Consider the following 26,333-nt stretch of genomic DNA (forward strand, 5'->3'; position numbering starts at 1 on the left):
GAATCGATACGGCCCCGCGCCGCTTTTTTGGGGTGCTGCAGTGGCGGGTCGGTCGCGCGCTGCGGCGGAGCCGCGAATTGATGCAGCCCCGTGCCGCTTTTTTGGGGCGCTGCAGTGGCGGGTCGGTCGCGCCCTGCGGCGGAGCCGCGAATTGATGCAGCCCCGTGCCGCTATGGGGCGGCGCTGCCGAGCCGCAAGGCCCTAGCTCACGCCGGGTACGCGTGGGTCTGGGTGGCCTTTACTGTTGCCCAGAGCGACGCGCCCTGGTGTAGGTCCAGTTCTGCCGCTGCGGCTGTTGTCAGGTCGGCGGTCAGGGGGAGTTCGCCGGTCAGGTCGGCGCGGATCTGGTCGCCGTGGGATTCCAGGCCCGCTACCTCGCAGTGCCAGAGGTTGCGGGCGCTGGTGTCGGTGGGGCGGGTGCGGAAGAGGGTGACTCCGCTGGGTGGGAAGGCTACGAAGGCCTCGCCCTGGAGTTCCTCGGTCGTGGTGATCGTGGGGCCCGAGTCCAGGACGACCTGGTGGCCGTCTGCGTGGCCCTTGTAGAGGTTGAGGCCCACCAGTTGGGCGATGTAGTCCGTGCGCGGGTGGCGGGCGATGTCGGCCGGAGTCCCTTCCTGGACGATCGTGCCGTGTTCGATCACGACCAGGCGGTCGGCCAGCACCATGGCGTCCAGGGGGTCGTGGGTGACCAGGACGGCGACCGCCTCGAACTCAGCCAGGTGGCGGCGGAGTTGGGCTCTTACGTCCAGACGGGTGCGGGCGTCCAGGGCGGCGAGGGGCTCGTCCAGGAGAAGCAGGCGGGGGCGGGTTGCCAACGCCCTTGCCACGGCCACGCGTTGGGCCTGGCCGCCGGAGAGCCGGCGGGGCTTGGCGGACGCGTGCTCGGCGAGGCCCATCCTGTCCAGCCACTCCGCTGCCACCGCGCGGGACTCCGCCTTGGTCGCGCCCTGGCAGCGGGGGCCGAAGCCGACGTTGTCGAGGGCGGTGAGGTGGGGGAAGAGCAGGTAGTCCTGGAAGACGACTCCCACCGGGCGGGACTCCGGTGGTGTGCGGTCCAACTCCTCGCCGTCCAGCCGTAGATGACCGTCCGTCAGGCGGGCCAGGCCGGCGAGTGCGCGGAGCGCCGTGGTCTTGCCCGCGCCGTTCGGGCCGAGCAGGGCCACGACGTCTCCGGGGGCGGCCGTCAGCTCCACGTCCAGGCGGAACGTGCCGCGGTCCACGACGAGGTGGGCGTCCAGGCCCTGGGCGCCGGGGAGTTCGGGGTCGTAGGACTTGGTGTAGGTCATGACGTGGTCATCCAGCGGTCCCGTAGGCCTGCCAGGACCGCGATCGACACGGCCAGCAGGACCAGGCTCAGGGCGATGGCTGCTTCTGGGTCGTTCTGGAGGGCCAAGTAGACCGCCAGGGGCATCGTTTGGGTGCGGCCGGGGAAGTTGCCGGCGAAGGTGATCGTCGCGCCGAACTCGCCCAGGGCGCGGGCCCAGGCGAGGACCGCGCCCGCGGCGATGCCCGGGGCGATCAGCGGGAGCGTGACCCGGCGGAACGCGGTGAAGCGGGAGGCGCCGAGGGTCTGGGCGGCCTCCTCGTAGCGCGGGTCGGCGGCGCGCAGGGTGCCCTCGACGCTGATGACGAGGAACGGCATCGCCACGAACGACTCCGCGACCACGACACCGGTCGTGGTGAAGGGGAGGGTGATCCCGAACCAGGAGTCCAGCCACTGGCCCACGACGCCGTTGCGGCCCAGCGCCAGGAGGAGGGCCACGCCTCCCACCACCGGGGGCAGGACCAGCGGGAGGGTCACCAGGGCGCGGAGGAAGCCGCGGCCGGGGAACTCCGTGCGGGCCAGGACCCACGCCAGCGGGACGCCCAGGACCAGGCTCACGACCGTCGCCGCCGTCGCGCTGAACAGGGACAGCTGCAGCGCCTGCCAGACCTGCGTGCTGGTCAGCTGGGACGGGAGGGAGCGCCAAGGGGCCCGTACGAGAAGGGCGATCAGCGGGAGGAGCAGGAATGCCAGTCCTACGAGCGCGGGCAGCAGGAGGGGGAGCGGCACTCCCCGCCCGGTCATCCGGACGCGGCGACGCCGCGGCCCGCCCTTGAGGGTCTCGGCCGCGGCGTCGGAGGTGTCGGGCAGAGTCACGGCTTGAGGAAGCCCGCGGCGGACAGCACCTTCTGGCCCTCGGCGGACTGCACCAGCGCGATGAACGCCTTGGCGGCGACCGCGTTCGGCGCGTTCTTCAGGAGGACGATCGGGTAGTCGTTGATCGCGTTGGCGGACTCGGGGAACTCGACGCCCTCCACCTTGCTGCCGGCCGCGTGCACATCGGTCTTGTAGACGACCGCGGCGTCGGCCTCCTTCAGCACCACCTTGTTGAGCGCGGACTTGACGTCCGCCTCGTACGACACCGGGGTGAGCTTCAACTTGCTCGCGGTGAGCGCCTTCTGGGCGGCGGCGCCGCACGGCACCGTCTTGTCGCAGAGCACGACCTTCAGCGAGGACTTCGTGAGGTCCTTCAGGGAGGTCACCTTGTCGGGGTTGCCCGGCAGGGTGGCGATCTCCAGCTGGTTGCGGACGAACGTGGCCGGCGTGCCGACGCCGTCGCCCTTGTCCGTCACGATCGCCATGGTCTTGGGGCTCGCGGCGGCGAACACGTCGGCCGGGGCACCGCCCGTGATGCTGGCCGCGAGGGTGTCGCTGCCGCCGAAGTTGAAGGTGACCTTGGTGCCCGGGTGCGCCTTCTCGAACTCCTTGCCCAGGGTCGTGAACGACTCCTGGAGCGAGGCGGCGGCGAACACGGTGACGGTGCCGGACATCTTCGGGGACGCGGAGGCCGAGGAGTCGGACTTCGAGGAGGACGAGTCGTCGCTGGAGGAGCAGGCGCTCAGGGCCAGCAGCGCGGCGGCTCCTGCACCGGCCACCTGCAGGGTCCGGCGGGTCCGACGCGCGGAACGGGTCATCACGGTTCTACTCCTCTGATTCTGCTGATAAGGGATCGTCGCGCCCTTGCCCGGCCGCAATGGCCGTGCCGCGATGATACTGCCGCAGTTGCAAGGCATAAGTCTCCTGTCGCGTCGCATGAGCTGCGCTATTGGCTTGCGGGGTGCGCATGTGCGTTTGTACGGGAGGGTCGTCCGGGTACCACATTCCGGGAGGTGATGGCTCGTGACGCTCGCGCAGCTCGACCTGACCGGAGACCTGGCCCGCCCCGCCCGGCTGACCGTGCCCGACCTGCTCGGCTGGCCGCAGCACCGGGTGCGGGTCAGCTTCGAGTGCGCCACCAGCGGCACCCAGGTGCACCGCTTCGAAGGACCTCGTCTCTACGACGTCCTGTCCTCGGCGGGCCCCGGCTTCGACCCCGTCCGCCGCAAGGACCGGCTGCGCTTCCTCATCGCGGTCAGCGGTGCGGACGGGCACCACGCGCTGCTGTCCTGGGCCGAGATCGACCCCGACTTCGCTCATGCCCCTGTTCTGCTCGCCGTCGGCATCGACGACACTCCGCTCGACCGCGCAGGACCGCAACTGGTGCTTCCCCAGGACCGTTGCGGGGCCCGGCACATCAGTGGGATCAGGGCGATACGGGTGGACGGGGGGTACCGGACGCTTCCGCCAGTGCCCGCCACACCCGGTCTCGGGTCAGCGGAAGTTCGGTGAAGCGCACGCCGGTCGCGTCCCGCAGGGCGTTGGCGAAGGCGGGCGCGACCGGGTTGAAGGGGCTCTCGCTCATCGACTTGGCGCCCAACGGCCCGATGGCGTCCGCCGTTTCCATGAAGTGCACCTCGGTGCGCGGCGCGTCCGCGTACTGGGGGAGCCGGTAGCGCCGGAAGGCCGCCGTCTCCACCTCGCCCCGCTCGTCGACGCGGACGTTCTCGAAGAGGGTCGCGCCGAGCGCCTGCGCGACCCCGCCCTCGACCTGACCCCGGCACTGCATCGGGTTCATCACCTTGCCCGCGTCGGCCGCGTGCACACTGCGCAGGATGCGGATCTCACCCGTGTCCGGGTCCACCGCGACCCTGAACCACTGGGCGTTGAAGGCCACCGAGCGCGGGGTCCCGCCGAAGTGCCCGTCGGCGCTGAACTCCACCCCGACCGCCGCACCCGCCGCGTGCAGCTCCTTCAGGGTGAGGCGGCCGCCCGGGTGCAGGACGGCCTCCTCGGCCAACGTGCAGTCTGCGCGCGGGAGTTGGAGGTGGGCTGCGGTGAAGTCGAGCAGGTGGTCGGCGAGGGCCCTGGAGGCGCGCAGTGTGGCCTTGCCCGCTACGACCGTGCCCGTGGAGGCGAACGCGCCCGTGTCGTGCCGTACGACGTCGGTGTCGGACTGGCGGACGGTGATGCGGTCAACGGTGGTGGCGAGTTCACCGGCGGCGATCTGGCGGTGGACCGTGGTGGTGCCGTTGCCGAACTCGGCCGTGCCCACGGCGAGATCGAAGCCGCCGTCGGGCAGGAGGCTCGCCTTCGCGTCGGCGATGTGGCCGCCCGGCGGGCCGGTCGCGATCATCGCCAGGGCCGTGCCCTCACCCACCAGCCAGCCGTCCGGGGGGAGTTCGGTCACCGGCTCCGCCTGCGCGCGGCGGACGATGGCGAGGCACTGGTCGAGGCCGTAGCTCGCGATGTGCAGGTCCTCCTCCTCGCCGCCCGGGGTGATCATCGCCTCGCCGGGGCCGATGATGTTCTTCGCCTTGAACTCCAGTGGATCCAGACCGAGTTGGCGGGCCAGTTCGTCGAGTGCGGACTCCACGGCGAACATCACCTGGCCGAGGCCGTAGCCGCGGAAGGCGCCCGCCGGGACGGTGTGCGTGTAGACGGAGGAGGCGTCGACCTTCTTGTGTGGGGCGCGGTAGACGGCCATGGACTCGCCGACGCTGTGGAACATGACGGCGGGGCCGTGGTTGCCGTAGGCGCCGGTGTTGGAGACGACTCGCAGTTGGAGTGCGGTGAGTCGGCCGGTCCTGCGGGCGCCTGCCTTCACGTGGATCGTGAAGGGGTGGCGGGTGGTCGCGCCGTAGAACTGTTCGGCTCGGGTGTACTCCAGTTTCACCGGGCGGCGCAGGCGCAGGACCGCGAGGGCGACGATGTCCTCGACGAGCATCTCCTGCTTGCCGCCGAAGCCGCCGCCGACCCGGCCGGCGACGACGCGGACCTGTTCCTCGGGGAGGTCGTAGAGCGCGCAGAGGGCGCGGCGGGTGAGGAACGGGGTCTGTGAACTGGTGCGTACCGTCAGCCTGTTGTCCTCGTCGAACCACGCGACCGCGCCGTGCGTCTCCAGGCTCGCGTGCTGGACGCGCTGGGTGCGGTAGGTGGACTCGTGGATCGCGTCGGCCTCCGCGAAGCCCGCATCGACGCTGCCGATCTCGCCGTGTGCCTCGCCGACGACGTTGTTCTGCGGGCGGGAGATGCGGGCCGTGACGGCGTCCTTGTCGTGGACGACCGGGGCGCCGGGGCGCATCGCCGCCTCCGGGTCGAGGACCGACGGCAGGATCTCGTACGTCACCTCGACGCGTCGGCAGCCCTCCTCGGCGGCGGCCTCGCTGTCGGCGACGACGGCGGCGACGCGCTGGCCGATGTAGCGGACGGTGTCGTCGAGGACGCGGGTGTCGTCCGGGTCCTCGGTGGGGTGTTCGTGGCGGGCCGTGGAGAAGTGCCGTTCGGGGGCGTCGTAGTGGGTGAACACGGCGTGCACGCCCGGGACTTGGAGCGCCGCCGTGGTGTCGATCGCGGTGATGCGGGCGTGGGCGTGCGGGGAGCGGAGGAGCTTCATGTGGAGCAGGCCGGGGACGTCGATGTCGAAGGTGTAGCGGGCGGTGCCCGTGACCACCTGGGGTCCGGCGGGGGCGGGGAGGTTGCGGCCCACCGCCTCGCCCGCGCCCGGTGCCTCGGCGTGGCGGACGCCCCGTACCGCGTCCTCGATGGCGCGGTAGCCGGTGCAGCGGCAGAGGTTGCCCTTGAACGCCCTGGGGAGGTCGGTGAGTTGGTCCTCGTTCAGGGCGGCCGTCGTCATCAGGAAGCCGGCCGTGCAGAAGCCGCACTGGAAGCCCTGCGCGTCGAGGAACTTCCGCTGGACGGGGTGGAGTTCACCGTTCTCGTCGGCCAGGCCCTCGACCGTGGTGACGGTACGGCCGTCGGCGCGGAACGCCGGGTAGAGGCAGCTGTGCACCGGCTCGCCGTCCACATGGACCGTGCAGGCGCCGCAGTCGCCCGCGTCGCAGCCCTTCTTCACGCCGAACCAGCCGCGCTCGCGGAGGTAGGTCCGCAGACACTGACCCGGGCGGGGCTCCTCGGCGAACGACCGGCCGTTGACCTCGATCTTCATGCTGCCGTCTCTCCCAGCTCCCGGCGGATCTCCTCCGCGTACCGGAACGTCATGTGCGCCCGCCACTCGGGGAGGCCGTGGATGTCGTCGAACCACTCGTCGTCGGCGACGGCGGAGGCGATGCTCGTGCGCAGTTCCCCGGCCGTCGGGGGCAGCGGGAACCACAGGCGGAACGGGCGGACCGTCGACGCGGTGATCGTCAGCGCGAGCGAGCCGTCGAGCGGGTCCAGGGTGCCGATGACCAGGACTCCGGAGCGGCCGAGGCCGTAGAGGGAGGCCTGGCGGAAGGCCGTGCGGCAGGTCAGGGCGCGGGCCGGGACGGTGATCGAGCGGAGGAGTTCGCCGTCGGCGAGGTCCTTGCGGCCCGCGCCGGTCACGAAGTCGGCGACGCGGACCCGGCGCCGTACGCCGTCCTGGGCCAGGAGCAGGTACTCGGCGTCCAGGGCGGCGGTGAGGGAGATCATCGGGCCCGCGGGGAGGGCGTTGCAGAGGTTGCCGCCGACCGTCGCCATGTTCCAGATCTTGAAGGATGCGAGGAAGGCACGGCAGCACTGCTCGACGAGCGGGGCCGCGGTCGTCCTCAACTCCTTCGCGAAACGGGAGAGTTGGGCGATCGTGCAGGTCGCGGCGATCTCCAGGGAACCGTCCGGGTGGCGCTCGACGGGCGTCCAGCCGGTGCGGCTCAGGTCCACCAGGCGGCGCAGGTGCGGCTGCGGCTCGGAGAAGAGATACGTGCCGCCGCCGAGCCAGGCGTCGCCCGGCCGCCAGGGTGTCGGCTGCCGGGCGTCGAGAATCTCGGCCACCGTGTTCAGGTCCATGACCGCCAGTGAAGCAACGCGGACCCGGTCGGGACGACTGGTTCACAGCACGGAAACACCGACGTTCCACGCCGAGACCCTGGAGGATCAACCAAGAGGCGTTTCGGCCGATTGATCTTGCACTTACCATGCAATCACTCGCATTCACCTGGCGAATGCGAGATGCGAGGAGCCGGAACCATGCACGTCGAACACCTTCTTCAGGACGAGTCCCTCGGCCTGCGGCTGCTGTGGGCCGAGGACGCCCAGCTGGCCCGGGAGATCAGCGGAGTGACCGTGACCGACCTGGAGGACCCCGCCCGTTTCGTCCGGCGGGACGAGGTGGTGCTCAGCGGGCTGGTGTGGTGGTCCGCCGAGGACGGGCCCGGGCGGGCCGAGCGGTTCGTGTCCGCGCTCCGCGGTGCGGGCGCCGCCGCGCTGCTCGCCGGGGAGGAGACGCACGGCTCGGTGCCGGACGACCTCGTCGAGGCGTGCGTGCGGCACGGGGTGCCGGTGGCCGCCGTGCCGGCGCACATCATGTTCCGCGCGATCACCGACACCGTGTACCTCGGGCGCTGGGGCGAGCTGAGCCGCCGGCACACGCTGCCCGAGAACGTGCGGGGGCGGCTGAGCCGCATGGCCGCGCAGGGTGCAGGCCCGGAAGCGATCGTCGCTACCGCCTTCGCGCACCTCGAACGGGCCGTCGCCTACGTCCTCACGCCCTCCGGCCGGACGGTCGCGTCGACGCCGGGCGCTCGGGAGATACCCGTGGGGAAGGCGGCGGGTCTGCTGGCGGAGGCGGTGCCCGTCGACGCCGACGGGGTCTCGCCGTACGAGCGCTGGCACCTCTACCTCCCCGACCCCGACGACGCGCCGCCGCGCATGGTGCACGAGCTGGCCTCGGTGCTGGGGCGCTGCCAGGAGGCGCGGGTTCGGGCGCGGGCCGAAGAGCGGCGGACAGCCGACGAGTTGGGGGCGCTGCTCGTCGCGCCGGGTGTCGACGGCGCGACGGTGACGGCGGCGGTACGGGCCTGCGGGCTGCCGGACGAGGGGCCGTACCGGGTGCTCGTCGCGGAGACCGGGGCCCAGCGGGCCGGGCCGGCGGAGGGGGCGTTGGCCGAGGTGGTCGCGCACGCGGGGCAGGGTGCGGTCGGGCGGCTGGCGGACGGCACCGCCTTCGCGGTCGTGTGCGGGATCGAGGTCGGGGCGCTCCAGGACGTCTGGCCGCTGGTCGCCGCCGCCGAGAACGGAGTGCCGCTCCACGGCGGCACCGGTGCCCCTGTCGACGTCGCCCAGGCGCTCAACGGGGCCTTGGCGGAAGCGCGTTACGGCCTTGCCTCGGCGCGGAGCATCGCGGGGCCCGGCGGTTCCGCGCTCGCGGACGCCTCGGCGCTCACGGGACTCGACGCGCTGCTCACCGGGGTCCCGGCGGAGGTCCGTACCGCCTACAGCCGGACCGTGCTCGGTGAACTGCGCTCCAACGCCGTCCTGTTGGAGACCCTGGAGACCTTCCTGGCCCGCGACGGCTCCTGGGCGCGGACGGCCCAGGCGCTGCACCTGCACGTCAACACCGTCCACTACCGCATCGGCCGCATCGAGCACTTCACCGGCCGCGACCTCTCCCGCCTCTACGACCGCCTCGACCTGTGGGCGGCCCTGTTGTGCCGGACGGAGAGCGCCTAACCTGCACGTTCTACGGTCCGGTGGTCCAGGGGAGGTCGGGCGTGCTGCTGCGTCAGCTGGAGTACCTGGTCGCGCTCGCCCGTGAGCGGCACTTCGCGCGTGCCGCGGCGGCCTGCTATGTCTCGCAGCCCTCGCTGTCGGCCGCGATCCGGCGCCTGGAGCACGAGTTGGACGTACCGATCGTGCGGCGCGGCCGGCGGTACGAGGGGCTGACCCCGGAAGGCGAGGTCGTGCTCGCCTGGGCGCACCGCATCCTGGCCGAACAGGACGCGCTGCACCAGGAGTTGTCCGCGCTGCGGGGCGGACTGACCGGCACGCTGCGCCTCGGGGTGGTGCCGACCGCGCTGCCCGCCGCGTCCCTCCTCACCACCCCGTTCTGCGAACGGCACCCCCGGGCCCGGGTCGCCCTGGAGTCGCTCGCGTCCGTCGACATCACCCACGGGCTCGCCGAGTTCGAGCTCGACGCGGCGATGACGTACCTCGACGACGACACGCTCCGCAACGTCCGCCGTTTCCCGCTCTACGAGGAGCGGTACGTCCTGCTGACCCCGGTCGACGGGCCGCTCGGCGGTGTCCCCAGGGCGAGTTGGGCCCAGGCCGCCACGCTGCCGCTCTGCCTCCTCAACTCGCGGATGCGCAACCGCCGCATCATCGACGAGTGCTTCGCCGCCGAGGGCGCGACGGCCTCCCCGGCGGTCGAGTCGGACAGCGTCGCCGGGCTCTACACCCTGCTGCCCGGCGGCCGTTGGTCGAGCGTGATCTCGCACGCCTGGCTGCACATGTTCGACGTACCCGACGGCATGCGGGTCGTACCGCTGAACGGGCCCGCGCACGGTCCCCGGGTCGGACTGGTCGTCGCCCGCAGCGAACCCCAATCGGTGCTGGCGGAGGCCCTGTTGAAGGTGGCCAGGGGAGCGGGCGTACGGGACGCCCTCGACGAACTCCTGCACACCTACCTGGGCGACGGCCGCTCATAGAAGCGGGCTATGCAGGCATAGCGACGTTCGCTTTGACCGCGGCGATTGACCCCGAGGATCGTGAAGTCCACCTTCCGACAACGGAGTTGAGGAGCCGCGACATGGCCAAGGTTCTCTGTGTCCTGTACGACGACCCCACCGACGGTTACCCGACCTCGTACGCCCGTGACGACCTGCCCGTGATCGACCACTACCCGGGCGGTCAGACCACACCCACCCCCGAGGCGGTCGACTTCACGCCGGGGCAGCTCCTCGGCAGTGTCTCCGGCGAACTCGGCCTGCGCGCCTACCTGGAGGCGGCCGGCCACACCCTCGTCGTCACCTCCGACAAGGACGGCGAGGGCTCGGTCTTCGACCGGGAACTGGTCGACGCCGACATCGTGATCTCGCAGCCGTTCTGGCCCGCGTACCTCACCCCGGAGCGCATCGCCGCCGCCAAAAACCTCAAGCTGGCGGTCACCGCAGGCATCGGCTCCGACCACGTCGACCTCGACTCGGCGATCTCGCACGGCGTGACGGTCGCCGAGGTGACGTACTGCAACAGCATCAGCGTCGCCGAACACGTCGTGATGATGACGCTGTCCCTCGTGCGCAACTACCTGCCGTCCCACCAGGTCGTGCTCGACGGCGGCTGGAACATCGCGGACTGCGTGGCCCGTTCGTACGACCTCGAGGGCATGCACGTCGGGACGGTCGCCGCCGGGCGGATCGGGCTCGCGGTGCTGCGGCGGCTCGCGCCCTTCGACGTCAAGCTGCACTACACCGACCGGCACCGGCTTCCCGAGGACCTGGAGCGGGAGTTGGGGCTGACCTGGCACGAGAGCGCCGAGGACATGGTGCCGCACTGCGACGTCGTGACGATCAACGCGCCGCTGCACCCCGAGACGGAGGGGCTGTTCGGCGACAAGCTGCTGGAGCGGATGAAGCGCGGCGCGTACCTCATCAACACCGCGCGGGCCAAGATCGTGGACCGGGACGCGGTCGACCGGGCCCTGCGCAGCGGGCAGTTGGCGGGATACGCGGGTGACGTGTGGTTCCCGCAGCCCGCTCCGGCGGACCACCCGTGGCGCACCATGCCGCACCACGGGATGACCCCGCACATCTCCGGTTCGTCGCTGTCGGCGCAGGCCCGGTACGCGGCGGGCACGCGGGAGATCCTGGAGGCGTTCTTCGCGGGGCGGCCGATCCGGGACGAGTATCTGATCGTGGACGGGGGCGCGTTGGCGGGTACCGGCGCGCACTCCTACTCGGTCAACAAGTGACGGACGGAGGCCACGGCCCGCGTCACACCCGGTCGATGTGCACGTTCGTCGACTTCACGCGGGCGGTGGCCTCCATGCCCACCTCCAGGCCGAGTTCCTCGACGGCCTCGCGGGTCAGCAGCGAGACGAGACGGTGCGGGCCCGCCTGGATCTCGACCTGGGCAGCGACATCGCCGAGCTTGATCGCGGTGACGATGCCGGGGAACGCGTTGCGCACCGAGGTGTACGACGTGTCCTCCTCGACGCCGCCCGCCTTGGCCAGCGCCACGGAGAACGCGGCCAGGTCCACGCCGTTGATGAGCCGGCGCCCGCCCTCGTCGCGGTGGGTCGTCACCCGGCCCGCGTCCGCCCACCGGCGCGCGGTGTCCGGACTCACGCCGAGCAGCCGCGCCGCCTGGCCGATTGTGTAGGACTGCATAGGCGTCACCCTAGGGCCAGAAACGAAAGGCGGTGGACGGGGGGCCGCCCCTGGGGTATAACGCGATATAGCGTCAGTCCGTCGATCGGGGTGAGGGTATGTCGGGTGAGCTGATGGGCACGACCGAGTTGCGGGCCTCCCATGCGGACCGGGACCGCGTCGTGGACGTGCTGACCGGCGCGGCCGGCGACGGAAGACTGACCTCCGAGGAACTCGACGAGCGGGTCGAGGCCGCGCTGTCCGCCCGCACGATGGGGGAGTTGGCGGTCCTCACGGCCGACCTCCCCGCGGTCGCGGGCACCACCCCGGTCGAGGTGAAGGACGTCGTCCGCATCGAGCAGAACGGCGGGTCCACGCGCCGCGCCGACGGCTGGGTGGTGCCCGGCCGGCTGGAGATCCAGTCCCGCCTCGGCGATGTGACCTTGGACTTCACCCAGGCCGTGATCACCCGCAGCACCCTCCGCATCGACCTCGACATGCACCTCGGTGAGCTACGGCTGCTGCTCCCGCCCGGCATCGTGGTGGACACCGACTCCCTGGTGCTCAACTACAGCAAGGTCAAGACGCGCGGGCCGGCCGACGCCGGGGCTCCGGTCGAGCTGCGGATCGAGGTCGTCGGGAAGCTGGGCTTCGGGAAGGTCAAGGTGCGCAGGACGCGGCGCGCGGTCAGGAAATCCCCGACGCCCTGAGGACCGAGCGCGCGGTCTCGTCGTCGATCAGATGGCCCAGGTGACGCCGGACATCGGTGCCCTGGCGCAGCGTGCCGCGCTCCATCGAGCGCCGCATGCCCGTGTCCAGCTCGTGCCAGAGCAGGGGGTTGGCGACCAGGACACGGGGGTCCAGTTCGAGCCACTGCCCGTAGGTGTCCCGCAGCAGGAGGCGGGAGGAGACGTCGCCGTACTGCCGTACGACGGTCAGCGCGTCCGTGTGCACCGTGCGCCGCAGCAGCGGGCTGTCCACGGTGAGCCAGCCGGGGCCCGCGGTGACGCGGTGCGGGAGCAGGACGGCGAAGAGCGCGGCCGACAGGGCGAACCACAGCAGCGCGCGGGTCAGGGTGAGGGTTCCGGCTTCCCCGTCGACCACCAGGGTCATGACGAGGAAGCCGAGCGCGCAGCCCGTCGCCAGCCGGGCGTCGCCACGCCAGTGACGGTCGCCGGCCGGGTCCGGTGGGAGGGTGCTGTGCCGCATGAGGCCGACCGTAGGCCGCCCGAAGCGCGGGGCATGGGCCGCTGACGGAGCTCTTACACACCGGGACCCGATTTTGTCGCGGCTCTTACGGTGCCGTCGGCCCGGGCGGTTCCGAAGGGGCGCCGGGTGTGTGCGCGGGCGCGGTGCGCCGGTCAGCCGGTGTGCACGCGCGGGCGCCGGGCGCGGTCGGGTTCCGCCTCGCGGAGGACCTCCCGGGTCACCGGGGCGACCTCGCCCTGGCCGAACAGGAAGAAGCGGAGGAAGTTGGCGAAGGGGTTGCCCTCGGTCCACTCGAAGTACATGTGCGGGATGCGGCCCGTCGAGTCGCGCACGTTGAGCATCAGCGCGGCCAGGGCGTTCGGGATGGAGGACGACTCCAGGGTCAGCACCCGGTAGCGGCCGTGCAGGACCTCGCCGCGCACCGTCAGGCCCGCCTCGAACTCGGAGGCGTCGAGGACCGTCACCTCGACGAACACGAAGTCCTCGCCGGGGATGTCGTTGTCGTTGCGGATCTGCTCGATCTTCTCGCGGTACTCGGCCTTGTCGCGGCGGTCGGGCTCGTTGGCGACGAAGCGGATCTTCCGGCTGGCCATGTCACGGATGAATCGTTCCGCCATGGGGTCCAACTGCACGCTCGTCACGCGGAGTTCGAAGGCGCGGGCCAGCCGGGACAGCAGCGAGACCAGGATGATGCCGGCGATGAAGCAGGCGCCGATCTTCACACCGTCGGGGCGCTCGATGACGTTCACGACGGTGACGTAGAGAAGGACCGCGGAGACGATGCCGAAGACGACGGTCCAGTTGCGCTGCCGGGCGCGGTGGGCCGCGATGGTCACGGCGATCGCCGCCGAGGACATGAGGACGAGGACGCCGGTGGCGTAGGCGCCGCCCTGTGCGTCGACGCTGGCGTCGAAGATCCAGGTGACCAGGAACGCGATCAGGGTGAAGACGATCACCATCGGGCGGACCGCGCGGGCCCAGTGCGGGGCCATGCCGTAGCGGGGCAGGTAGCGAGGCATCAGGTTCAGCAGGCCGGCCATCGCGGAGGCGCCGGCGAACCAGAGGATCGCGATGGTCGAGAGGTCGTAGACCGTGCCGAAGCCGTTGCCCAGGTACTCGTGCGCGAGATAGGCGAGCGCGCGGCCGTTGGCCTGGCCGCCCGCCTTGAACTCGTTCTCCGGGATCAGCACCGTGGTGATGAAGCTCGTGGCGATCAGGAACACGCTCATGATGAGCGCGGCGGTCGTCAGCAGCTTCTTGGTGTCGCGGATACGGCCCTTGGGGTTGTCGTGGGTGTCGTCCGGGTCGCCCTCGACGTGCGGCATGACGGCCACACCGGTCTCGAAACCGGAGAGGCCCAGCGCCAGCTTCGGGAAGACCAGCAGGGAGACGCCGATCATCGCGAAGACGTTGCCGTGCTCGGTGGTCAGGGCGCTGCTCCAGTCGGTGACCACGTGCCCGTGGGTGACCACGTGCCACAGGCCGACGATCACGACGACGACGTTGAGGCTCAGGTAGATGGCGACCAGGTACACGGCGACGCCGATCGCCTCCAGGAAGCCCTTGAGGAACACCGCGCCGAGCAGGGCGACCAGGATGAGCGTGATCAGCATCTGCTTGTCGTGCAGGAAGCTGGTCAGGTGCGGGTTCTCCACGAGGTGGGTGGAGGCGTCCGCCGCGGACAGGGTGATCGTGATCAGGAAGTCCGTCGCCGCGAACCCGAGCAGGGTCAGGACGAACAGCTTGCCCTTCCAGAACGACAGCAGCCGTTCCAGCATCGCGATGGAGCCCTCGCCGTGGGGGCTCTCCTCGGCGACGCGGCGGTACACGGGGAGGGCACCGGCCAGGGTCACGACCACGAGGACGATCGTCGCGACGGGGGAGAGCAGCCCTGCGGCCAGGGCCGCGATGCCCGGCTGGTAGCCGAGGGTGGAGAAGTAGTCGACGCCGGTCAGGCACATCACACGCCACCAGCGTTGGCCCTGGTGGGCGTGTTGCTGGGGTTCCGGGGCGGTCTGCGCGACCTGGTGGCTGCCCTTGCCCATGTCGGCCAGGCCCTCCAGCATCCAGGCGCGCAGACGACTGGGAGGGTGTTCGGTCGTGACCATCGGCGTGCTCCTGAGGTGCGGGTCAGCGTGTGGGCTCCGGCCATCACGCGGACGGCGGCACCAGCGTATGCGGAGAGTGACGCGTGGGCCCATGGATGTGGGGGCGATGGGCGTCAATCTTGCGTTAAGACTGGCCCGGTTCGCGGAGGGGGTGCGTCAGGAAAGGGGGGACGGGGCTGGTTGGGGGTGTGTTGGGCTGTATGGGGGGTGCGGGGGGATGGCCGGGGGTGGTGGATACCCAGCGTTACGGGGGCGGGGGGCGCCTAAGGGGGTGGGGGTCTGTCGTTGGGGGCGGGTGCGAGTTGTCTGTGGCTTGTCGCGCAGTTCCTCGCGCCCCTGAAGGGGCTTTCCGCGGGTGGGTTTTCGGTGTTACGCGTCTGTCAGCCTTGCCTCCTCCAGGTCCAGTGAGCGTTGGAGGCGGCGGCGGGTCGTGTCGCTGATGGTGTGGTCGTCGTAGAGGCGCTGCAGTTCGGTCGTCTCCACGGCGATCAGGTCGCGGCGGAGCTGGCGGTAGACGAGGTCGGCCGATTCTGCGTGCGGGGCGTGGTCGTCGGGGTCGGAGAGGCGGTCGCGGGCGTCGTCGAGGCGGGCGTTGAGGCCGCGGCGGAGGCGGTCGAGGACGACGTCCGGTACGGCTTCCAGCTCGGCGAGTTCGTCGAGGCGGCGGATGCCCGCGTCGGCCAACCGGCAGCGGGCGGAGGCCTCTTCGCGTTCCGTGTGGTCGGGTTCGAGGGCGATGCCGGAGCGGCGGACGACCGGCGCGAGGGTGAAGCCCTGGACGACGAGGGTGACGACCACGACCGAGGTCGTGAGGACCAGGACGAGGGGGCGGTCGGGCAGGGTGGCGCCGGACCTGGTGACCTCCGGGATCGACAGGGCCGCCGCCAGCGGGAGGACACCCCGGGTGCCCGCCCAGGTCAGCACCATCGGCACCCGCCAATTCACCCTGTGCACACCGCCCTTGCGCTGCACGACCGCCGACAGCGGCGCGAGCCACAGCAGTCGTACGGCGATCAGCGTGCCCGCCACCGCGAGCGCGTACAGCGGCCACGCGCGGTCGCCGTCGGACAGTGCCCGCACCTGGGCGGGCAGCGCGAGGCCGATGAGCGAGAAGACCACGCTCTCCAGCAGGAACACCACCGTGCCGTAGACGGCGTGGAGTTGGAGCCGTATGCGGGCGTTGGTGAGGCGGTCGCCGCGGCCGCCGAGGACAACTCCGGCCACCACGACGGACGTTACGCCGGAGGTGTGGGCGCCCTCCGCGAGGACGTAGGCCGCGTACGGCGTGACGAGGGAGATCACCGTTTCCAGGACCGGGTCCTCGGTGCGCCGCCGGATCAGGGTGACGACGGAGGCGACGGCCGCCCCGATGACCGTGCCCCCGCCCGCGAGCACGACGAACTCCCCGCCCGCGGCACCCCAGTCGGCCGCCGCCGAGGCCACCGCCACGCTCACCGCGACCCGGAACAGGACCAGCGAGGTCGCGTCGTTGAACAGGGACTCCGCCTGGACGAGGACCTGGACCCGGGGCGGCAGCGCGAGCCGGCGGCCCAGCGCGGTGACGGCCACCGGGTCCGTGCTCGCGAGGACCGCGCCGAGCACGAGCGCCATCTGCCAGGACAGCGGGGTCACCGTCGACGCCACCCAGCCGACGGCCGCCGCGGACGCGAGGACCAGGCCGATCGCCAGGATCCCGACCGGCTTCCACACCGCCTTCAGCTCGCGCCACGACATGTCCTCGGCGCTCGCGTACAGCAGCGGCGGCAGGACGACCAGGCCGATCACGTCCGGGCTGATCTCGATCGCCGGGGTGCCCGGCAGCAGGGCCACGGCGAGACCGGCGACCACGAGGAGGGAGGGCGCGGGGATCCGCCAGCGGCGGGCGAACGTCGCGACCAGCGTCGCCAGAACCACGAGTGCCAGAACCGTACCGACGCCGCGCATGCCGTCCCCCTGGGGCTTGGACGAGCCCATGTGGACTCCCCGCCGACCAGACTTCCCGGCACACCGCGCACACCCTAACCCGGCCGGGCGCCGTCAAGACAGTGTCAACGTCCCCGCGGGCGGCGCCAGAGACGCGTCAAGAAGCCTGCCCGCGCGGCCGCGGGGCGCTTGTCTGGGAGGCGATGAACGACGTACGACGCGGGCGACTCAAGGTCTACCTCGGGGCGGCCCCGGGTGTCGGCAAGACCTACCGCATGCTCGACGAGGCACGGCGCCGGGCCGCTCGCGGCGCCGATGTGGTGGTGGGGTTCGCCGAGTGCCACGGGCGCCCGCTGACCGAGGCGATGCTCGACGGCCTGGAGGTGGTGCCCCGGTCCCCGTGCGCGTACCGGGGCGGGTACTTCGAGGAGATGGACCTCCCCGCGGTCCTCGCGCGCCGCCCGGAGGTCGCCGTCGTCGACGAGTTCGCGCACAGCAACGTCCCCGGCGGCGGTCGCAACGCCAAGCGCTGGCAGGACATCGACGTGCTGCTCGCCGCCGGCATCGACGTCGTCACGGCCGTCAACGTGCAGCACCTGGCCTCCCTCAAGGACGTCGTCGAGAAGATCACCGGGGTGCCGCAGCACGAGACGGTGCCCGACGACGTCGTACGCCGGGCCCGGCAGATCGAGCTGATCGACATGCCGCCCGAGGGACTGCGGCGGCGGATGGCGCACGGCAACATCTACGCGCCGGAGAAGATCGACGCGGCCCTCGCCAACTACTTCCGGCCCGGAAACCTCACCGCCCTGCGGCAGTTGGCGCTGCTGTGGGTCGCCGACCGGGTCGACGAGGCCCTGCACACCTACCGCGCCGAGCACGCGATCGGCGGGGTGTGGGAGACCCGGGAACGGGTGGTCGTCGCCCTCACCGGCGGCCCCGAGGGCGACACGCTGATCCGGCGCGCCGCCCGCATCGCCGACCGCTCCGCCGGCGGCGATCTGCTCGCCGTGCACGTGGCCCGCAGCGACGGACTCGCCGCCGGGGTCTCCCACGCCTCGCTCGCCCGTCAGCGGCGCCTCGTCGAGGACCTCGGCGGCAGCTACCACTCGGTGGTCGGCGACGGCGTCGCCACCGCCCTGGTCGACTTCGCCCGCACCGAGAACGCCACCCAACTCGTCCTCGGCACCAGCCGCCGGGGCCGACTCGAACGCTTCCTCACCGGCCCCGGCACGGGCGAGACCGTCACCGAACTCTCCGGTGACATCGACGTCCACCGGGTCACCCACGAGCGCGCCGGACGCGGCACCCTCCTGCCGTCCCGTCGCCGCACGCTGTCCACGGCACGGCTGATTGCCGGACCGGTGGCGGGACTTGTGCTGCCGGTGCTGCTCACCTTCTGCCTCGCGCAGGTGCGCGGCACGGTCAACCTCACCAGCGAGGCCCTGCTGTTCCTCCTCGCGGTGGTCGGGGTCGCCTGCATCGGCGGGGTCGCCTCGGCGGTCATCGCGTCGGTCACGGCCTCGCTGCTGCTCAACTACTGGTTCATCCCGCCCATCGGCCAGTTCACCCTGGACGACCCCAACGCCCTTCTCGCGCTGGGGGTGTTCACGGTCGTGGCGGCGACGGTCGCCGCCGTGGTCGACCGTTCGCTACGACTCTCCCGGCGCTCGGCGCGTGCCACCGCGGAGGCCGAGACGATGTCGTCCCTCGCGGGCAGCATCGTGCGCGGCGGCCAGACGATCCCGGCCCTGCTGGAACGCACCCGCGAGACCTTCGGCACCGACTCGGCGGAACTCGTCGACGCGCCACCGGACCACGAGGTCGGCTCGGGCGTCACCACGGTCCCCGCGGGCCCCGGTGCCTACCTCGTCCTGCGCGGACGCACCCTCTCCTCCTCGGAGCGCCGGGTGCTCGCCGCCTTCGCCGCGCATGTCGGCTCCGCCGTCGAGCGGGCCCAACTCGCCGAGGCCGCGGCCGAGATAGAGCCGGTCAAGGCCGCCGACCGTCTGCGGACGGCACTCCTGCGGGCCGTGGGACACGATCTGCGGACCCCGCTCGCGGCGGGGTGGGCGGCGGTGACCTCGTTGCGCGGGCGGGACGTCGAGTTCTCGGAAGAGGACCGGGACGAACTGCTCGCCACCGCCGACGAGTCCATGGCCAAGCTCAACCGGCTGCTGGGGAATCTCCTCGACCTGAGCCGCCTCGAAGCCGGCGTCCTGCCGCTGAACCTCCGTGCCACGAGCCTGGAGGAGGCGCTGCCGATGGCTCTCGCGGACGTGCCCGATGTGGATCTGCGGGACGTGGAGTCGATCCCGCCGGTGCTCGTCGACCCGCCGCTGCTGGAGCGCGTGATCGCCAACCTGGCCGGCAACGCGGCGCGGCACACCCCGGCCGGGCGGCGCGTCATGGTCACCGCGAGTGCGCTCGGCGGGCGGGTGGAGTTGCGGGTCGTGGACCGAGGGCCGGGGTTGCCAACCACCGGGCGCGAACGCCTCTTCGAGCCCTTCCAGCGGCTCGGCGACACGGACAACACCACCGGGCTCGGCCTGGGTCTCGCCCTCGCACGCGGCCTCACCGAGGCGATGAACGGGAGCCTGACCCCCGAGGACACACCGGGAGGCGGTCTCACCATGGTGGTGTCCCTCCCGCTGGCCGATCGGGCGAGCGGTCCGGATCCGGCGACGGCCACGCCAACTCCCCACCGGGCAACGTGAATTCAGGCTGTGCCCAACTCCCGGTCGGCCAAGGTGAATTCAGGCCGCCCCCCAACTTCCCACCGAGCACCGTGAATTCAGGCCGCGCCAACTACCCAACGGGCACCGTGAATTCAGGCCGCGACAACTCCCCACCGGACACGCTGAATTCAGCCCGCGGCCGCTACTCCAGGCCGGACACCTTGAACACGGTCTCCGCGGTCTCCCGCTCGACGCGCTCCGCGATCCGCCGCAGCGCGGTCGCCCCGCAGGTGAGCGTGCCGGAGGCGAGAGCGTGGCGGGAGTCCTCGGAGACGCGGTGCCACAGGTCGGGATTGGTCACCAGCAAAGCGGGGTCGATCTCGACCCTGCCCCCCAACTCGTCGCGCAGCACCATCCGTTGAGAGATCCCGTCGAGACAGCGCACGGACACCAGCCGGTCGGTGCGGACGCGCCGCTCGCGCAGCAGCCCGCGTGAGGACAGCCAGCCCTCGCCCGCCCGGACCCGGGCCGGGTACAGCACCACGAAGAGCAGCACGGCCAGGGCGAGCCAGAGCGCGCCGCGCCAGAGCGTGAAGTGCCCGGTCAAGTGGTCGACGACCAGCAGGAGTACGAGCAGGGCGCCCGCGCAGCGGAACGTGTCGCGCAGGTCCCGTCTCCACAGGCGGTCGTGCGCGGACGCGTGGGCGGGTGCCTGCGCGTGTGCGTCGTCGGGGCGTCCCATGGTGGCGACGGTAGGGACTCCGGACGTACGGCGGCCGGGCCTTGACGGGACTCTGACGGGCGGCCGGTGCTTCTTGACGCCGTCGCAGCGGACGACGGCGATCACGGGCGGTCGCGCAGGTCACACGGCCGTCAAGTTCCCGTCAAGGAAAGCCTGTTCGGCGCGAAGAAGCCGCAAGGAGAAGAGGAAACCGGCCACGGCGGGACAGAACCTGAAGCGCACTCGCGCGATCCCGTCACCGCGCGCCCGTACGTGAAGGAGCCACCAGCATGACCGTTCTCGCCGTCCAGCCGGGTGCGACCCCCGCCGACGAGGAGCCCCCGGATACCGGCGAACGCCACCGGCTGACCGCGACCACCGGGTTCGCCGCCCTCTCCCTGGACGCCATGGCGTCGGTGGCCTACGGCCCCGAGGCGATCGTCCTCGTGCTGGCCGCCGCCGGTGCGCACGGGCTCGGCTTCACCCTCCCGGTCACGCTCGCCATCGCCGGTCTGCTCGCGGTGCTCGTCGCCTCGTACCGGCAGGTCATCGCGGCCTTCCCGGACGGCGGCGGCTCCTACGCCGTGGCGAAGACCCACCTCGGCGCGCGGACGAGTCTGGTCGCGGCGGCCTCGCTGGTGCTGGACTACGTCCTGAACGTCGCGGTGGCCGTCACGGCTGGTGTCGCCGCTCTGACCTCGGCCTTCCCGGGACTCTACGACGACCGGCTGTGGCTGTGTCTCGCGGTGCTCGTGCTGGTGACGGCGGTGAACCTGCGCGGGATCGTCGAGTCGGCCCGCGCCTTCATCGTGCCCACCGTGGTCTTCGTCGGCTCCGTCTTCGTGCTGATCGCGGTCGGGCTGTTCCGGTCCGTGCCGGTGAGCACCGCGACCGCCGACGGACACGCCTCCGCGCTCGCCGACAACGCGACGAGCGTCGGCACCTTGCTGCTGCTGAAAGCTTTCGCCAGCGGGTGCAGCGCCCTCACCGGCGTCGAGGCCATCGCCAACGCCGTGCCCTCCTTCCGCGCACCCCGCGTGAAGCGGGCCCAGCGCGCGGAGGTCGCCCTCGGCGCGGTGCTCGGCGTGATGCTGATCGGCCTGTCCGTCCTGATCTCCCGCTTCCACCTCCAGCCCGTCCAGGGAGTCACCGTCCTCGCCCAGCTCGCGGACGCCTCCCTCGGCCACAACTGGGCCTTCTACGTCATCCAGTTCGCGACGATGATCCTGCTCGCCCTGTCCGCGAACACGTCCTTCGGCGGGCTGCCGGTGCTGCTGAAACTGCTGGCCCGCGACAACTACCTCCCGCACGTCTTCGCCCTCAAGGCCGACCGCCAGGTGCACCGGCACGGTGTGCTCGCGCTGGCCGCGGTCTCGGCCGCGCTGCTGGTGTTCTCCGGCGGCGACACCAACACCCTCGTGCCGCTCTTCGCCATCGGCGTCTTCGTCGGCTTCACGATCGCGCAGGTCGGCATGGTCCGGCACTGGCGCGGTGAACGCGGCGGCTCCGGACGGCGTGGAAAAACCCTGCTGAACGGCTTCGGCGCGGTCCTCACCGGTGTCGCCGCGGTCGTCGTCACCGCGACCAAGTTCGCGGACGGCGCCTGGCTGATCGTGATCACCCTGCCGCTGCTCGTGGTCGCCTTCGAGACCGTGCACCGCGCCTACGCGCACATCGGCGAACGGCTCGGCCTCGGCCGTATCCCCGAGGCCCCGCACCGCGACCGGTCCGTGGTGATCGTGCCCGTCTCGTCGCTGTCCCGCCTCACCTCCGAGGCGCTGACGGCCGCCGCCTCCCTCGGCGACGAGGTGCGCGCGGTCACCGTCTGCTACCCCGACCCCGAGGACCGCGTCCATCTGCACGCCCTGGAGCGCGCCTGGGCCGAGTGGGACCCGGGCGTCCCCCTGGTCCGGCTCGCCTGCGAGCGCCGCACGCTCGGCCGCCCGATCGCCGCCTACGTACGGGACGTCTCGGCGACGGAACCGGACACCCGGGTCACCGTCCTGATCGCCGAGGTGGAGCCCGTACGGCTGTGGCAGCGGCTGCTGCAGAACCAGCGCGGGGCCGTCGTCGCCCATGCCGTACGGCGGGACACGGACGCGGTGATCTGCCGGCTGCGGTTCCGGCTGTTCTGACGCCCGGACGCGGTGCGCACGCCCGGTTCGCGGCCTCGCCGTAAGAGTCGCGTCAAAGGCGTGTGCGCCGCCGTAAGGGACCCGTCAACGGCGGCCGAATCCGGTCATGGGCGCGGTTACCTCTAAGCGTCCGTTCCATTCGAACCTCATTCCAGGAGCTCACGATGGCCGATCTGGCCTTCGTCGTCACCACGATCGCGGTCTTCGCGCTGGTGGCCCTCGTCGCCAAGGGGGTGACGAAGCTGTGACCGCCGAGAACATCGTCGGCCTCGTCGTGGCCGTCGCCCTGCTGGGCTATCTCGTCCTCGCCCTGATCTTCCCGGAGAGGTTCTGAGTAGCGTATGGGTCCCGTCCTCGCCGGCGTGCTCCAGCTGATCGCCCTCATAGCGGCACTGGCGCTCGTCTACGTCCCCCTCGGCAACTACATGGCCCGGGTCTACTCCTCCGACAAGCACTGGCGCGTCGAGAAGTGGATCTACAAGGGCATCGGTGCCGACCCGAACACCGAGATGCGCTGGCCCGCGTATCTGCGCGGCGTACTCGCCTTCTCGGCCGTCGGCGTCCTCTTCCTCTATCTCCTTCAGCGCCTCCAGGGCATCCTGCCCGGCTCGCTGGGCTTCTCCTCGGTGAACCCGGCGCAGTCGTTCAACACGGCCGTGTCGTTCGTGACGAACACCAACTGGCAGTCGTACTACGGCGAGCAGACCATGGGTCACGTCGTGCAGACCGCCGGTCTGGCCGTGCAGAACTTCGTCTCCGCGGCCGTCGGCATCGCGGTGGCGGTCGCTCTCGTACGGGGCTTCGCGCGCTCCCGCACCGGTGAACTCGGCAACTTCTGGGCCGACTTGGTGCGCGGCACGATCCGCATCCTGGTCCCGCTGGCCGTCGTCGCGGCCCTCGTGCTCGTGGCCTGCGGTGCCATCCAGAACTTCTCCGGCATCCACGAGGTCGGCCAGTTCATGGGCGGCCACCAGCAGTGGAACGGCGGCGCGGTCGCCTCGCAGGAGGCCATCAAGGAGCTGGGCACCAACGGCGGCGGCTACTTCAACGCCAACTCCGCCCACCCCTTCGAGAACCCCACCCCGTTCACCAACCTGTTCGAGATCTTCCTGCTGGTGGTGATCCCGTTCGCGCTGACCCGCACCTTCGGCGTGATGGTCGGCTCGATCAAGCAGGGCTACGCGATCCTCGCCACCATGGCCACCATCTGGGTCGGCTTCATCGCCCTGATGATGTGGACCGAGTTCGCCCACCACGGCGCTGCGCTCCAGGCCGCCGGCGGTGCGATGGAGGGCAAGGAACAGCGCATCGGCGTCGGCGCCTCCTCGATCTTCGCGGTGTCGACCACCCTGACCTCGACGGGCGCGGTGGACTCCTTCCACTCCTCGTTCACCGGTCTCGGCGGCGGAATCACCATCCTGGGCATGCAGTTGGGCGAGATCGCACCCGGTGGTACCGGCTCCGGCCTCTACGGAATGCTGATCATGGCGGTCATCGCGGTGTTCATCGCCGGCCTGATGGTCGGCCGTACGCCCGAGTACCTGGGCAAGAAGATCGGCACCCGCGAGATGAAGCTCGCGGCCTGCTACATCCTGATCACCCCGGCCCTGGTGCTGATCTTCGCGGCGGCCTCCATGGCGCTGCCGACCCCGCCGCACTCGATGCTGAACTCCGGCGCGCACGGGTTCTCCGAGGTGCTGTACGCCTTCACCTCCGCCGCGAACAACAACGGATCGGCGTTCGCCGGGCTCAACGCGAACACCGACTGGTTCAACACGATGACCGGGCTCGCGATGCTGTTCGGCCGCTTCCTGCCGATGGTGTTCGTGCTGGCGCTGGCCGGCTCGCTCGCCGAGCAGAAGCCGGTGCCCGTCACCGCGGGCACCCTGCGCACCGAGAAGCCGCTGTTCACCGGCCTGCTGGTGGGAGCGATCCTCATCATCACCGGTCTGACCTACTTCCCGGCCCTGGCGCTGGGACCGCTGGCCGAGGGGCTGGCGTCATGAGCACCCGCACAGACAACCAAGAGGACTCGATGTCCACAGCCACTCCGACCAGGGCGCCGCACAGCGATGTGCCGACCGGTCACAAGGAAGAGGGACGTGTCGGCGCGGGTCTGTTCGACCCGAAGCAACTGATCAAGTCCCTGCCCGACGCCTGCCGCAAGCTCGACCCGCGGGTGATGGTCAAGTCGCCCGTCATGTTCGTGGTGTGGATCGGCTCGGTGCTGACCACCGTCTTCTCCTTCAAGGACCCGGGCGACTGGTTCGGCTGGACGATCAGCGCCTGGCTGTGGCTGACCGTCATCTTCGCCAACCTGGCGGAGGCGGTCGCCGAGGGCCGCGGCAAGGCGCAGGCCGACACCCTGCGCAAGGCCAAGACCGACACGGTGGCCCGGCGCCTCAACGGCACGGCCGAGGAACAGATCCCCGGCACCGAACTGCGCATCGGCGACCTGGTCGTGTGCGAGGCCGGCGACATCATCCCCGGTGACGGGGACGTCGTGGAGGGCGTCGCGTCCGTCGACGAGTCGGCCATCACCGGCGAGTCCGCGCCCGTCATCCGCGAGTCCGGCGGCGACCGCTCGGCCGTCACCGGCGGCACGAAGGTCCTCTCCGACCGCATCGTCATCAAGATCACGACGAAGCCGGGCGAGACCTTCATCGACCGGATGATCGCCCTCGTCGAGGGCGCCGCCCGGCAGAAGACGCCCAACGAGATCGCGCTGAACATCCTGCTGGCGTCGCTGACGATCGTCTTCCTGCTGGCCTGTGCCACGCTGCCGCCGTTCGCGGACTACGCGGGCACCCACCTCACGATGATCGTGCTGGTCGCCCTGCTGGTCTGTCTGATCCCGACCACGATCGGCGCCCTGCTCTCCGCGATCGGCATCGCGGGCATGGACCGGCTGGTGCAGAGGAACGTACTGGCCATGTCCGGCAGGGCAGTTGAAGCCGCCGGCGACGTGTCGACCCTGCTGCTCGACAAGACCGGCACCATCACCCTCGGCAACCGCCAGGCCTCCGAGTTCGTGCCGGTCACCGGCACCACCGAGGCCGAGGTAGCCGACGCCGCCCAGCTCTCCTCGCTGGCCGACGAGACGCCCGAGGGCCGTTCCATCGTCGTCCTGGCGAAGGAGAAGTACGGCCTGCGGGAGCGCCACCAGGGCGAGTTGGCCCACGCCGAGTGGATCGCCTTCACCGCGCAGACCCGGATGTCCGGCGTCGACGTGGACGGGCGCAAGATCCGCAAGGGCGCGGCCGGTTCGGTCGTCACCTGGGTCCGCGAGCGGGGCGGCGAGGTGTCCGAGGACGCCGGCGCGCTCACCGACCGGATCTCCGCGGCGGGCGGCACCCCGCTGCTCGTGGCGGTCGAAGACACCGACGGCGCACGGGTGCTGGGCGTCATCCACCTCAAGGACGTCGTCAAGACGGGCATGCGCGAGCGGTTCGAGGAACTGCGCCGCATGGGCATCAAGACCGTCATGATCACGGGCGACAACCCGCTGACCGCCAAGGCGATCGCGGACGAGGCCGGTGTCGACGACTTCCTCGCGGAGGCCACTCCCGAGGACAAGATGGCCCTCATCAAGCGGGAGCAGGCCGGCGGCAAGCTGGTCGCGATGACCGGCGACGGCACCAACGACGCCCCCGCGCTCGCGCAGGCGGACGTCGGCGTGGCGATGAACACGGGCACGTCGGCCGCGAAGGAGGCCGGCAACATGGTCGACCTCGACTCGAACCCGACGAAGCTCATCGAGATCGTCGAGATCGGCAAGCAACTCCTCATCACCCGGGGCGCGTTGACGACGTTCTCGATCGCCAACGACGTCGCGAAGTACTTCGCGATCATCCCGGCGCTGTTCGCGGCCGTCTACCCGGGCCTGGACAAGCTCAACATCATGCACCTGGCCTCGCCCGACTCCGCGATCCTCTCGGCGGTCATCTTCAACGCGCTGGTCATCATCGCGCTGGTCCCGCTCTCCCTGCGGGGCGTGCAGTACCGGCCGGTCAGTGCCGACAAGATGCTCCGCCGCAACCTCGCGATCTACGGCATCGGCGGTCTGATCGCCCCCTTCATCGGCATCAAGATCATCGACCTCCTCATCTCCCTCATCCCCGGAATCGGCTGATCG

Annotated in this window: 20 protein-coding genes; 10 read left to right on the top strand and 10 right to left on the bottom strand. The window is 71.1% G+C overall.

Annotated features, from left to right (window positions below; all coding sequences use genetic code 11):
- Window positions 1-206: 206 nt before the first annotated feature.
- Genes OHT77_RS37165 through modA form a run of 3 tightly spaced genes read right to left on the bottom strand, consistent with a single transcriptional unit; the run spans window position 207 to window position 2,958 of the window.
- Window positions 207-1,286 (bottom strand): ABC transporter ATP-binding protein, encoded by a 1,080-nt coding sequence (locus tag OHT77_RS37165; protein ID WP_328832732.1) that lies wholly within the window; start codon window positions 1,284-1,286, stop codon window positions 207-209.
- On the bottom strand, window positions 1,283-2,140 hold the full coding sequence (modB, locus tag OHT77_RS37170) for a molybdate ABC transporter permease subunit (protein WP_328832733.1): 858 nt from the start codon (window positions 2,138-2,140) through the stop codon (window positions 1,283-1,285). The genes OHT77_RS37165 and modB overlap by 4 nt, the downstream gene beginning before the upstream one ends.
- Window positions 2,137-2,958, bottom strand: a complete 822-nt coding sequence (gene modA, locus OHT77_RS37175) for a molybdate ABC transporter substrate-binding protein (RefSeq protein ID WP_266766830.1) — start codon at window positions 2,956-2,958, stop codon at window positions 2,137-2,139. Before modA ends, modB begins: the two co-directional genes overlap by 4 nt.
- A 205-nt stretch (window positions 2,959-3,163) precedes the next feature.
- Between modA and OHT77_RS37180 the strand changes: the two genes are divergently transcribed.
- On the top strand, window positions 3,164-3,652 hold the full coding sequence (locus tag OHT77_RS37180; protein ID WP_328832734.1) for a molybdopterin-dependent oxidoreductase: 489 nt from the start codon (window positions 3,164-3,166) through the stop codon (window positions 3,650-3,652).
- Here OHT77_RS37180 and OHT77_RS37185 read toward each other — a convergent pair.
- Complete coding sequence (locus OHT77_RS37185; RefSeq protein WP_328832735.1) at window positions 3,567-6,308, bottom strand: molybdopterin-dependent oxidoreductase; 2,742 nt, start codon at window positions 6,306-6,308, stop codon at window positions 3,567-3,569. The two genes, OHT77_RS37180 and OHT77_RS37185, sit on opposite strands and share 86 nt — an antisense overlap.
- A complete protein-coding gene (locus OHT77_RS37190) occupies window positions 6,305-7,126 on the bottom strand; it encodes an FAD binding domain-containing protein (RefSeq protein WP_328832736.1) in 822 nt (273 codons plus the stop codon). Before OHT77_RS37190 ends, OHT77_RS37185 begins: the two co-directional genes overlap by 4 nt.
- A 180-nt stretch (window positions 7,127-7,306) precedes the next feature.
- Between OHT77_RS37190 and OHT77_RS37195 the strand changes: the two genes are divergently transcribed.
- The 3 genes from OHT77_RS37195 to OHT77_RS37205 all read left to right on the top strand — a co-directional run bounded on the left by OHT77_RS37195 (window position 7,307) and on the right by OHT77_RS37205 (window position 11,027).
- On the top strand, window positions 7,307-8,788 hold the full coding sequence (locus tag OHT77_RS37195; RefSeq protein WP_328832737.1) for a helix-turn-helix domain-containing protein: 1,482 nt from the start codon (window positions 7,307-7,309) through the stop codon (window positions 8,786-8,788).
- A 41-nt stretch (window positions 8,789-8,829) separates the two neighbouring features.
- The gene (locus OHT77_RS37200) at window positions 8,830-9,765 is read left to right on the top strand and encodes a LysR family transcriptional regulator (RefSeq protein WP_328832738.1); all 936 of its coding nucleotides are present in this window, start codon (window positions 8,830-8,832) and stop codon (window positions 9,763-9,765) included.
- Between the two features lie 101 nt (window positions 9,766-9,866).
- Window positions 9,867-11,027: an NAD-dependent formate dehydrogenase gene (locus tag OHT77_RS37205; protein WP_328832739.1), complete on the top strand. Its 1,161-nt coding sequence runs from the start codon at window positions 9,867-9,869 to the stop codon at window positions 11,025-11,027.
- A gap of 22 nt (window positions 11,028-11,049) precedes the next feature.
- Here the strand turns inward: OHT77_RS37205 and OHT77_RS37210 are convergent, their stop codons facing one another.
- A complete protein-coding gene (locus OHT77_RS37210) occupies window positions 11,050-11,445 on the bottom strand; it encodes a TOBE domain-containing protein (RefSeq protein WP_328832740.1) in 396 nt (131 codons plus the stop codon).
- Window positions 11,446-11,543: 98 nt separating this feature from the next.
- Here OHT77_RS37210 and OHT77_RS37215 point away from each other — a divergent pair, with 98 nt between their 5' ends.
- Window positions 11,544-12,134 carry a DUF1707 domain-containing protein gene (locus tag OHT77_RS37215; RefSeq protein WP_328832741.1) on the top strand — a complete coding sequence of 197 codons (591 nt, stop codon included), beginning with the start codon at window positions 11,544-11,546 and terminating at the stop codon, window positions 12,132-12,134.
- On the opposite strand, the gene OHT77_RS37220 is transcribed toward OHT77_RS37215, so the two are convergent.
- The 3 genes from OHT77_RS37220 to OHT77_RS37230 form a co-directional block, all read right to left on the bottom strand.
- A complete protein-coding gene (locus OHT77_RS37220) occupies window positions 12,112-12,633 on the bottom strand; it encodes a hypothetical protein (RefSeq protein ID WP_328832742.1) in 522 nt (173 codons plus the stop codon). The genes OHT77_RS37215 and OHT77_RS37220 overlap by 23 nt on opposite strands.
- 152 nt (window positions 12,634-12,785) lie before the next feature.
- Window positions 12,786-14,741 carry an APC family permease gene (locus OHT77_RS37225; protein ID WP_328832743.1) on the bottom strand — a complete coding sequence of 652 codons (1,956 nt, stop codon included), beginning with the start codon at window positions 14,739-14,741 and terminating at the stop codon, window positions 12,786-12,788.
- A 369-nt stretch (window positions 14,742-15,110) separates the two neighbouring features.
- Window positions 15,111-16,715: a Na+/H+ antiporter gene (locus OHT77_RS37230; protein ID WP_328832744.1), complete on the bottom strand. Its 1,605-nt coding sequence runs from the start codon at window positions 16,713-16,715 to the stop codon at window positions 15,111-15,113.
- A gap of 152 nt (window positions 16,716-16,867) precedes the next feature.
- On the opposite strand from OHT77_RS37230, the gene OHT77_RS37235 reads away from it, so the two are divergent.
- Complete coding sequence (locus OHT77_RS37235) at window positions 16,868-19,381, top strand: ATP-binding protein (protein ID WP_328832745.1); 2,514 nt, start codon at window positions 16,868-16,870, stop codon at window positions 19,379-19,381.
- Between the two features lie 163 nt (window positions 19,382-19,544).
- On the opposite strand, the gene OHT77_RS37240 is transcribed toward OHT77_RS37235, so the two are convergent.
- A complete protein-coding gene (locus tag OHT77_RS37240) occupies window positions 19,545-20,084 on the bottom strand; it encodes a hypothetical protein (RefSeq protein WP_328832746.1) in 540 nt (179 codons plus the stop codon).
- 269 nt (window positions 20,085-20,353) lie between these two features.
- On the opposite strand from OHT77_RS37240, the gene OHT77_RS37245 reads away from it, so the two are divergent.
- The 4 genes from OHT77_RS37245 (at window position 20,354) to kdpB (ending at window position 26,330) form a co-directional block, all read left to right on the top strand.
- Window positions 20,354-22,198 (top strand): APC family permease, encoded by a 1,845-nt coding sequence (locus tag OHT77_RS37245; protein WP_328832747.1) that lies wholly within the window; start codon window positions 20,354-20,356, stop codon window positions 22,196-22,198.
- Window positions 22,199-22,442: 244 nt separating this feature from the next.
- Complete coding sequence (gene kdpF, locus OHT77_RS37250) at window positions 22,443-22,532, top strand: K(+)-transporting ATPase subunit F (protein WP_016434100.1); 90 nt, start codon at window positions 22,443-22,445, stop codon at window positions 22,530-22,532.
- 7 nt (window positions 22,533-22,539) lie between these two features.
- Window positions 22,540-24,204, top strand: coding sequence for a potassium-transporting ATPase subunit KdpA (kdpA, locus tag OHT77_RS37255; RefSeq protein WP_328832749.1), 1,665 nt, complete (start codon window positions 22,540-22,542; stop codon window positions 24,202-24,204).
- A 29-nt stretch (window positions 24,205-24,233) separates the two neighbouring features.
- On the top strand, window positions 24,234-26,330 hold the full coding sequence (gene kdpB, locus OHT77_RS37260; RefSeq protein ID WP_402413485.1) for a potassium-transporting ATPase subunit KdpB: 2,097 nt from the start codon (window positions 24,234-24,236) through the stop codon (window positions 26,328-26,330).
- Window positions 26,331-26,333: the final 3 nt, after the last annotated feature.

This window comes from Streptomyces sp. NBC_00252 (assembly GCF_036187565.1).
In the GTDB taxonomy this organism is placed as follows: Bacteria; Actinomycetota; Actinomycetes; order Streptomycetales; family Streptomycetaceae; genus Streptomyces.

Excerpts from the sequence above, each read along its gene's own strand:
- kdpA (WP_328832749.1), top strand. The coding sequence starts at position 22,540 with ATGGGTCCCGTCCTCGCCGGCGTGCTCCAGCTGATCGCCCTCATAGCG.
- OHT77_RS37215 (WP_328832741.1), top strand. The coding sequence starts at position 11,544 with ATGTCGGGTGAGCTGATGGGCACGACCGAGTTGCGGGCCTCCCATGCG.
- OHT77_RS37205 (WP_328832739.1), top strand. The coding sequence starts at position 9,867 with ATGGCCAAGGTTCTCTGTGTCCTGTACGACGACCCCACCGACGGTTAC.
- OHT77_RS37190 (WP_328832736.1), bottom strand. The coding sequence starts at position 7,126 with ATGGACCTGAACACGGTGGCCGAGATTCTCGACGCCCGGCAGCCGACA.
- OHT77_RS37240 (WP_328832746.1), bottom strand. The coding sequence starts at position 20,084 with ATGGGACGCCCCGACGACGCACACGCGCAGGCACCCGCCCACGCGTCC.
- OHT77_RS37235 (WP_328832745.1), top strand. The coding sequence starts at position 16,868 with ATGAACGACGTACGACGCGGGCGACTCAAGGTCTACCTCGGGGCGGCC.
- kdpB (WP_402413485.1), top strand. The coding sequence starts at position 24,234 with ATGTCCACAGCCACTCCGACCAGGGCGCCGCACAGCGATGTGCCGACC.
- OHT77_RS37165 (WP_328832732.1), bottom strand. The coding sequence starts at position 1,286 with ATGACCTACACCAAGTCCTACGACCCCGAACTCCCCGGCGCCCAGGGC.
- OHT77_RS37230 (WP_328832744.1), bottom strand. The coding sequence starts at position 16,715 with ATGGGCTCGTCCAAGCCCCAGGGGGACGGCATGCGCGGCGTCGGTACG.
- OHT77_RS37210 (WP_328832740.1), bottom strand. The coding sequence starts at position 11,445 with ATGCAGTCCTACACAATCGGCCAGGCGGCGCGGCTGCTCGGCGTGAGT.
- OHT77_RS37195 (WP_328832737.1), top strand. The coding sequence starts at position 7,307 with ATGCACGTCGAACACCTTCTTCAGGACGAGTCCCTCGGCCTGCGGCTG.
- OHT77_RS37185 (WP_328832735.1), bottom strand. The coding sequence starts at position 6,308 with ATGAAGATCGAGGTCAACGGCCGGTCGTTCGCCGAGGAGCCCCGCCCG.
- OHT77_RS37245 (WP_328832747.1), top strand. The coding sequence starts at position 20,354 with ATGACCGTTCTCGCCGTCCAGCCGGGTGCGACCCCCGCCGACGAGGAG.
- OHT77_RS37225 (WP_328832743.1), bottom strand. The coding sequence starts at position 14,741 with ATGGTCACGACCGAACACCCTCCCAGTCGTCTGCGCGCCTGGATGCTG.
- OHT77_RS37220 (WP_328832742.1), bottom strand. The coding sequence starts at position 12,633 with ATGCGGCACAGCACCCTCCCACCGGACCCGGCCGGCGACCGTCACTGG.
- modA (WP_266766830.1), bottom strand. The coding sequence starts at position 2,958 with ATGACCCGTTCCGCGCGTCGGACCCGCCGGACCCTGCAGGTGGCCGGT.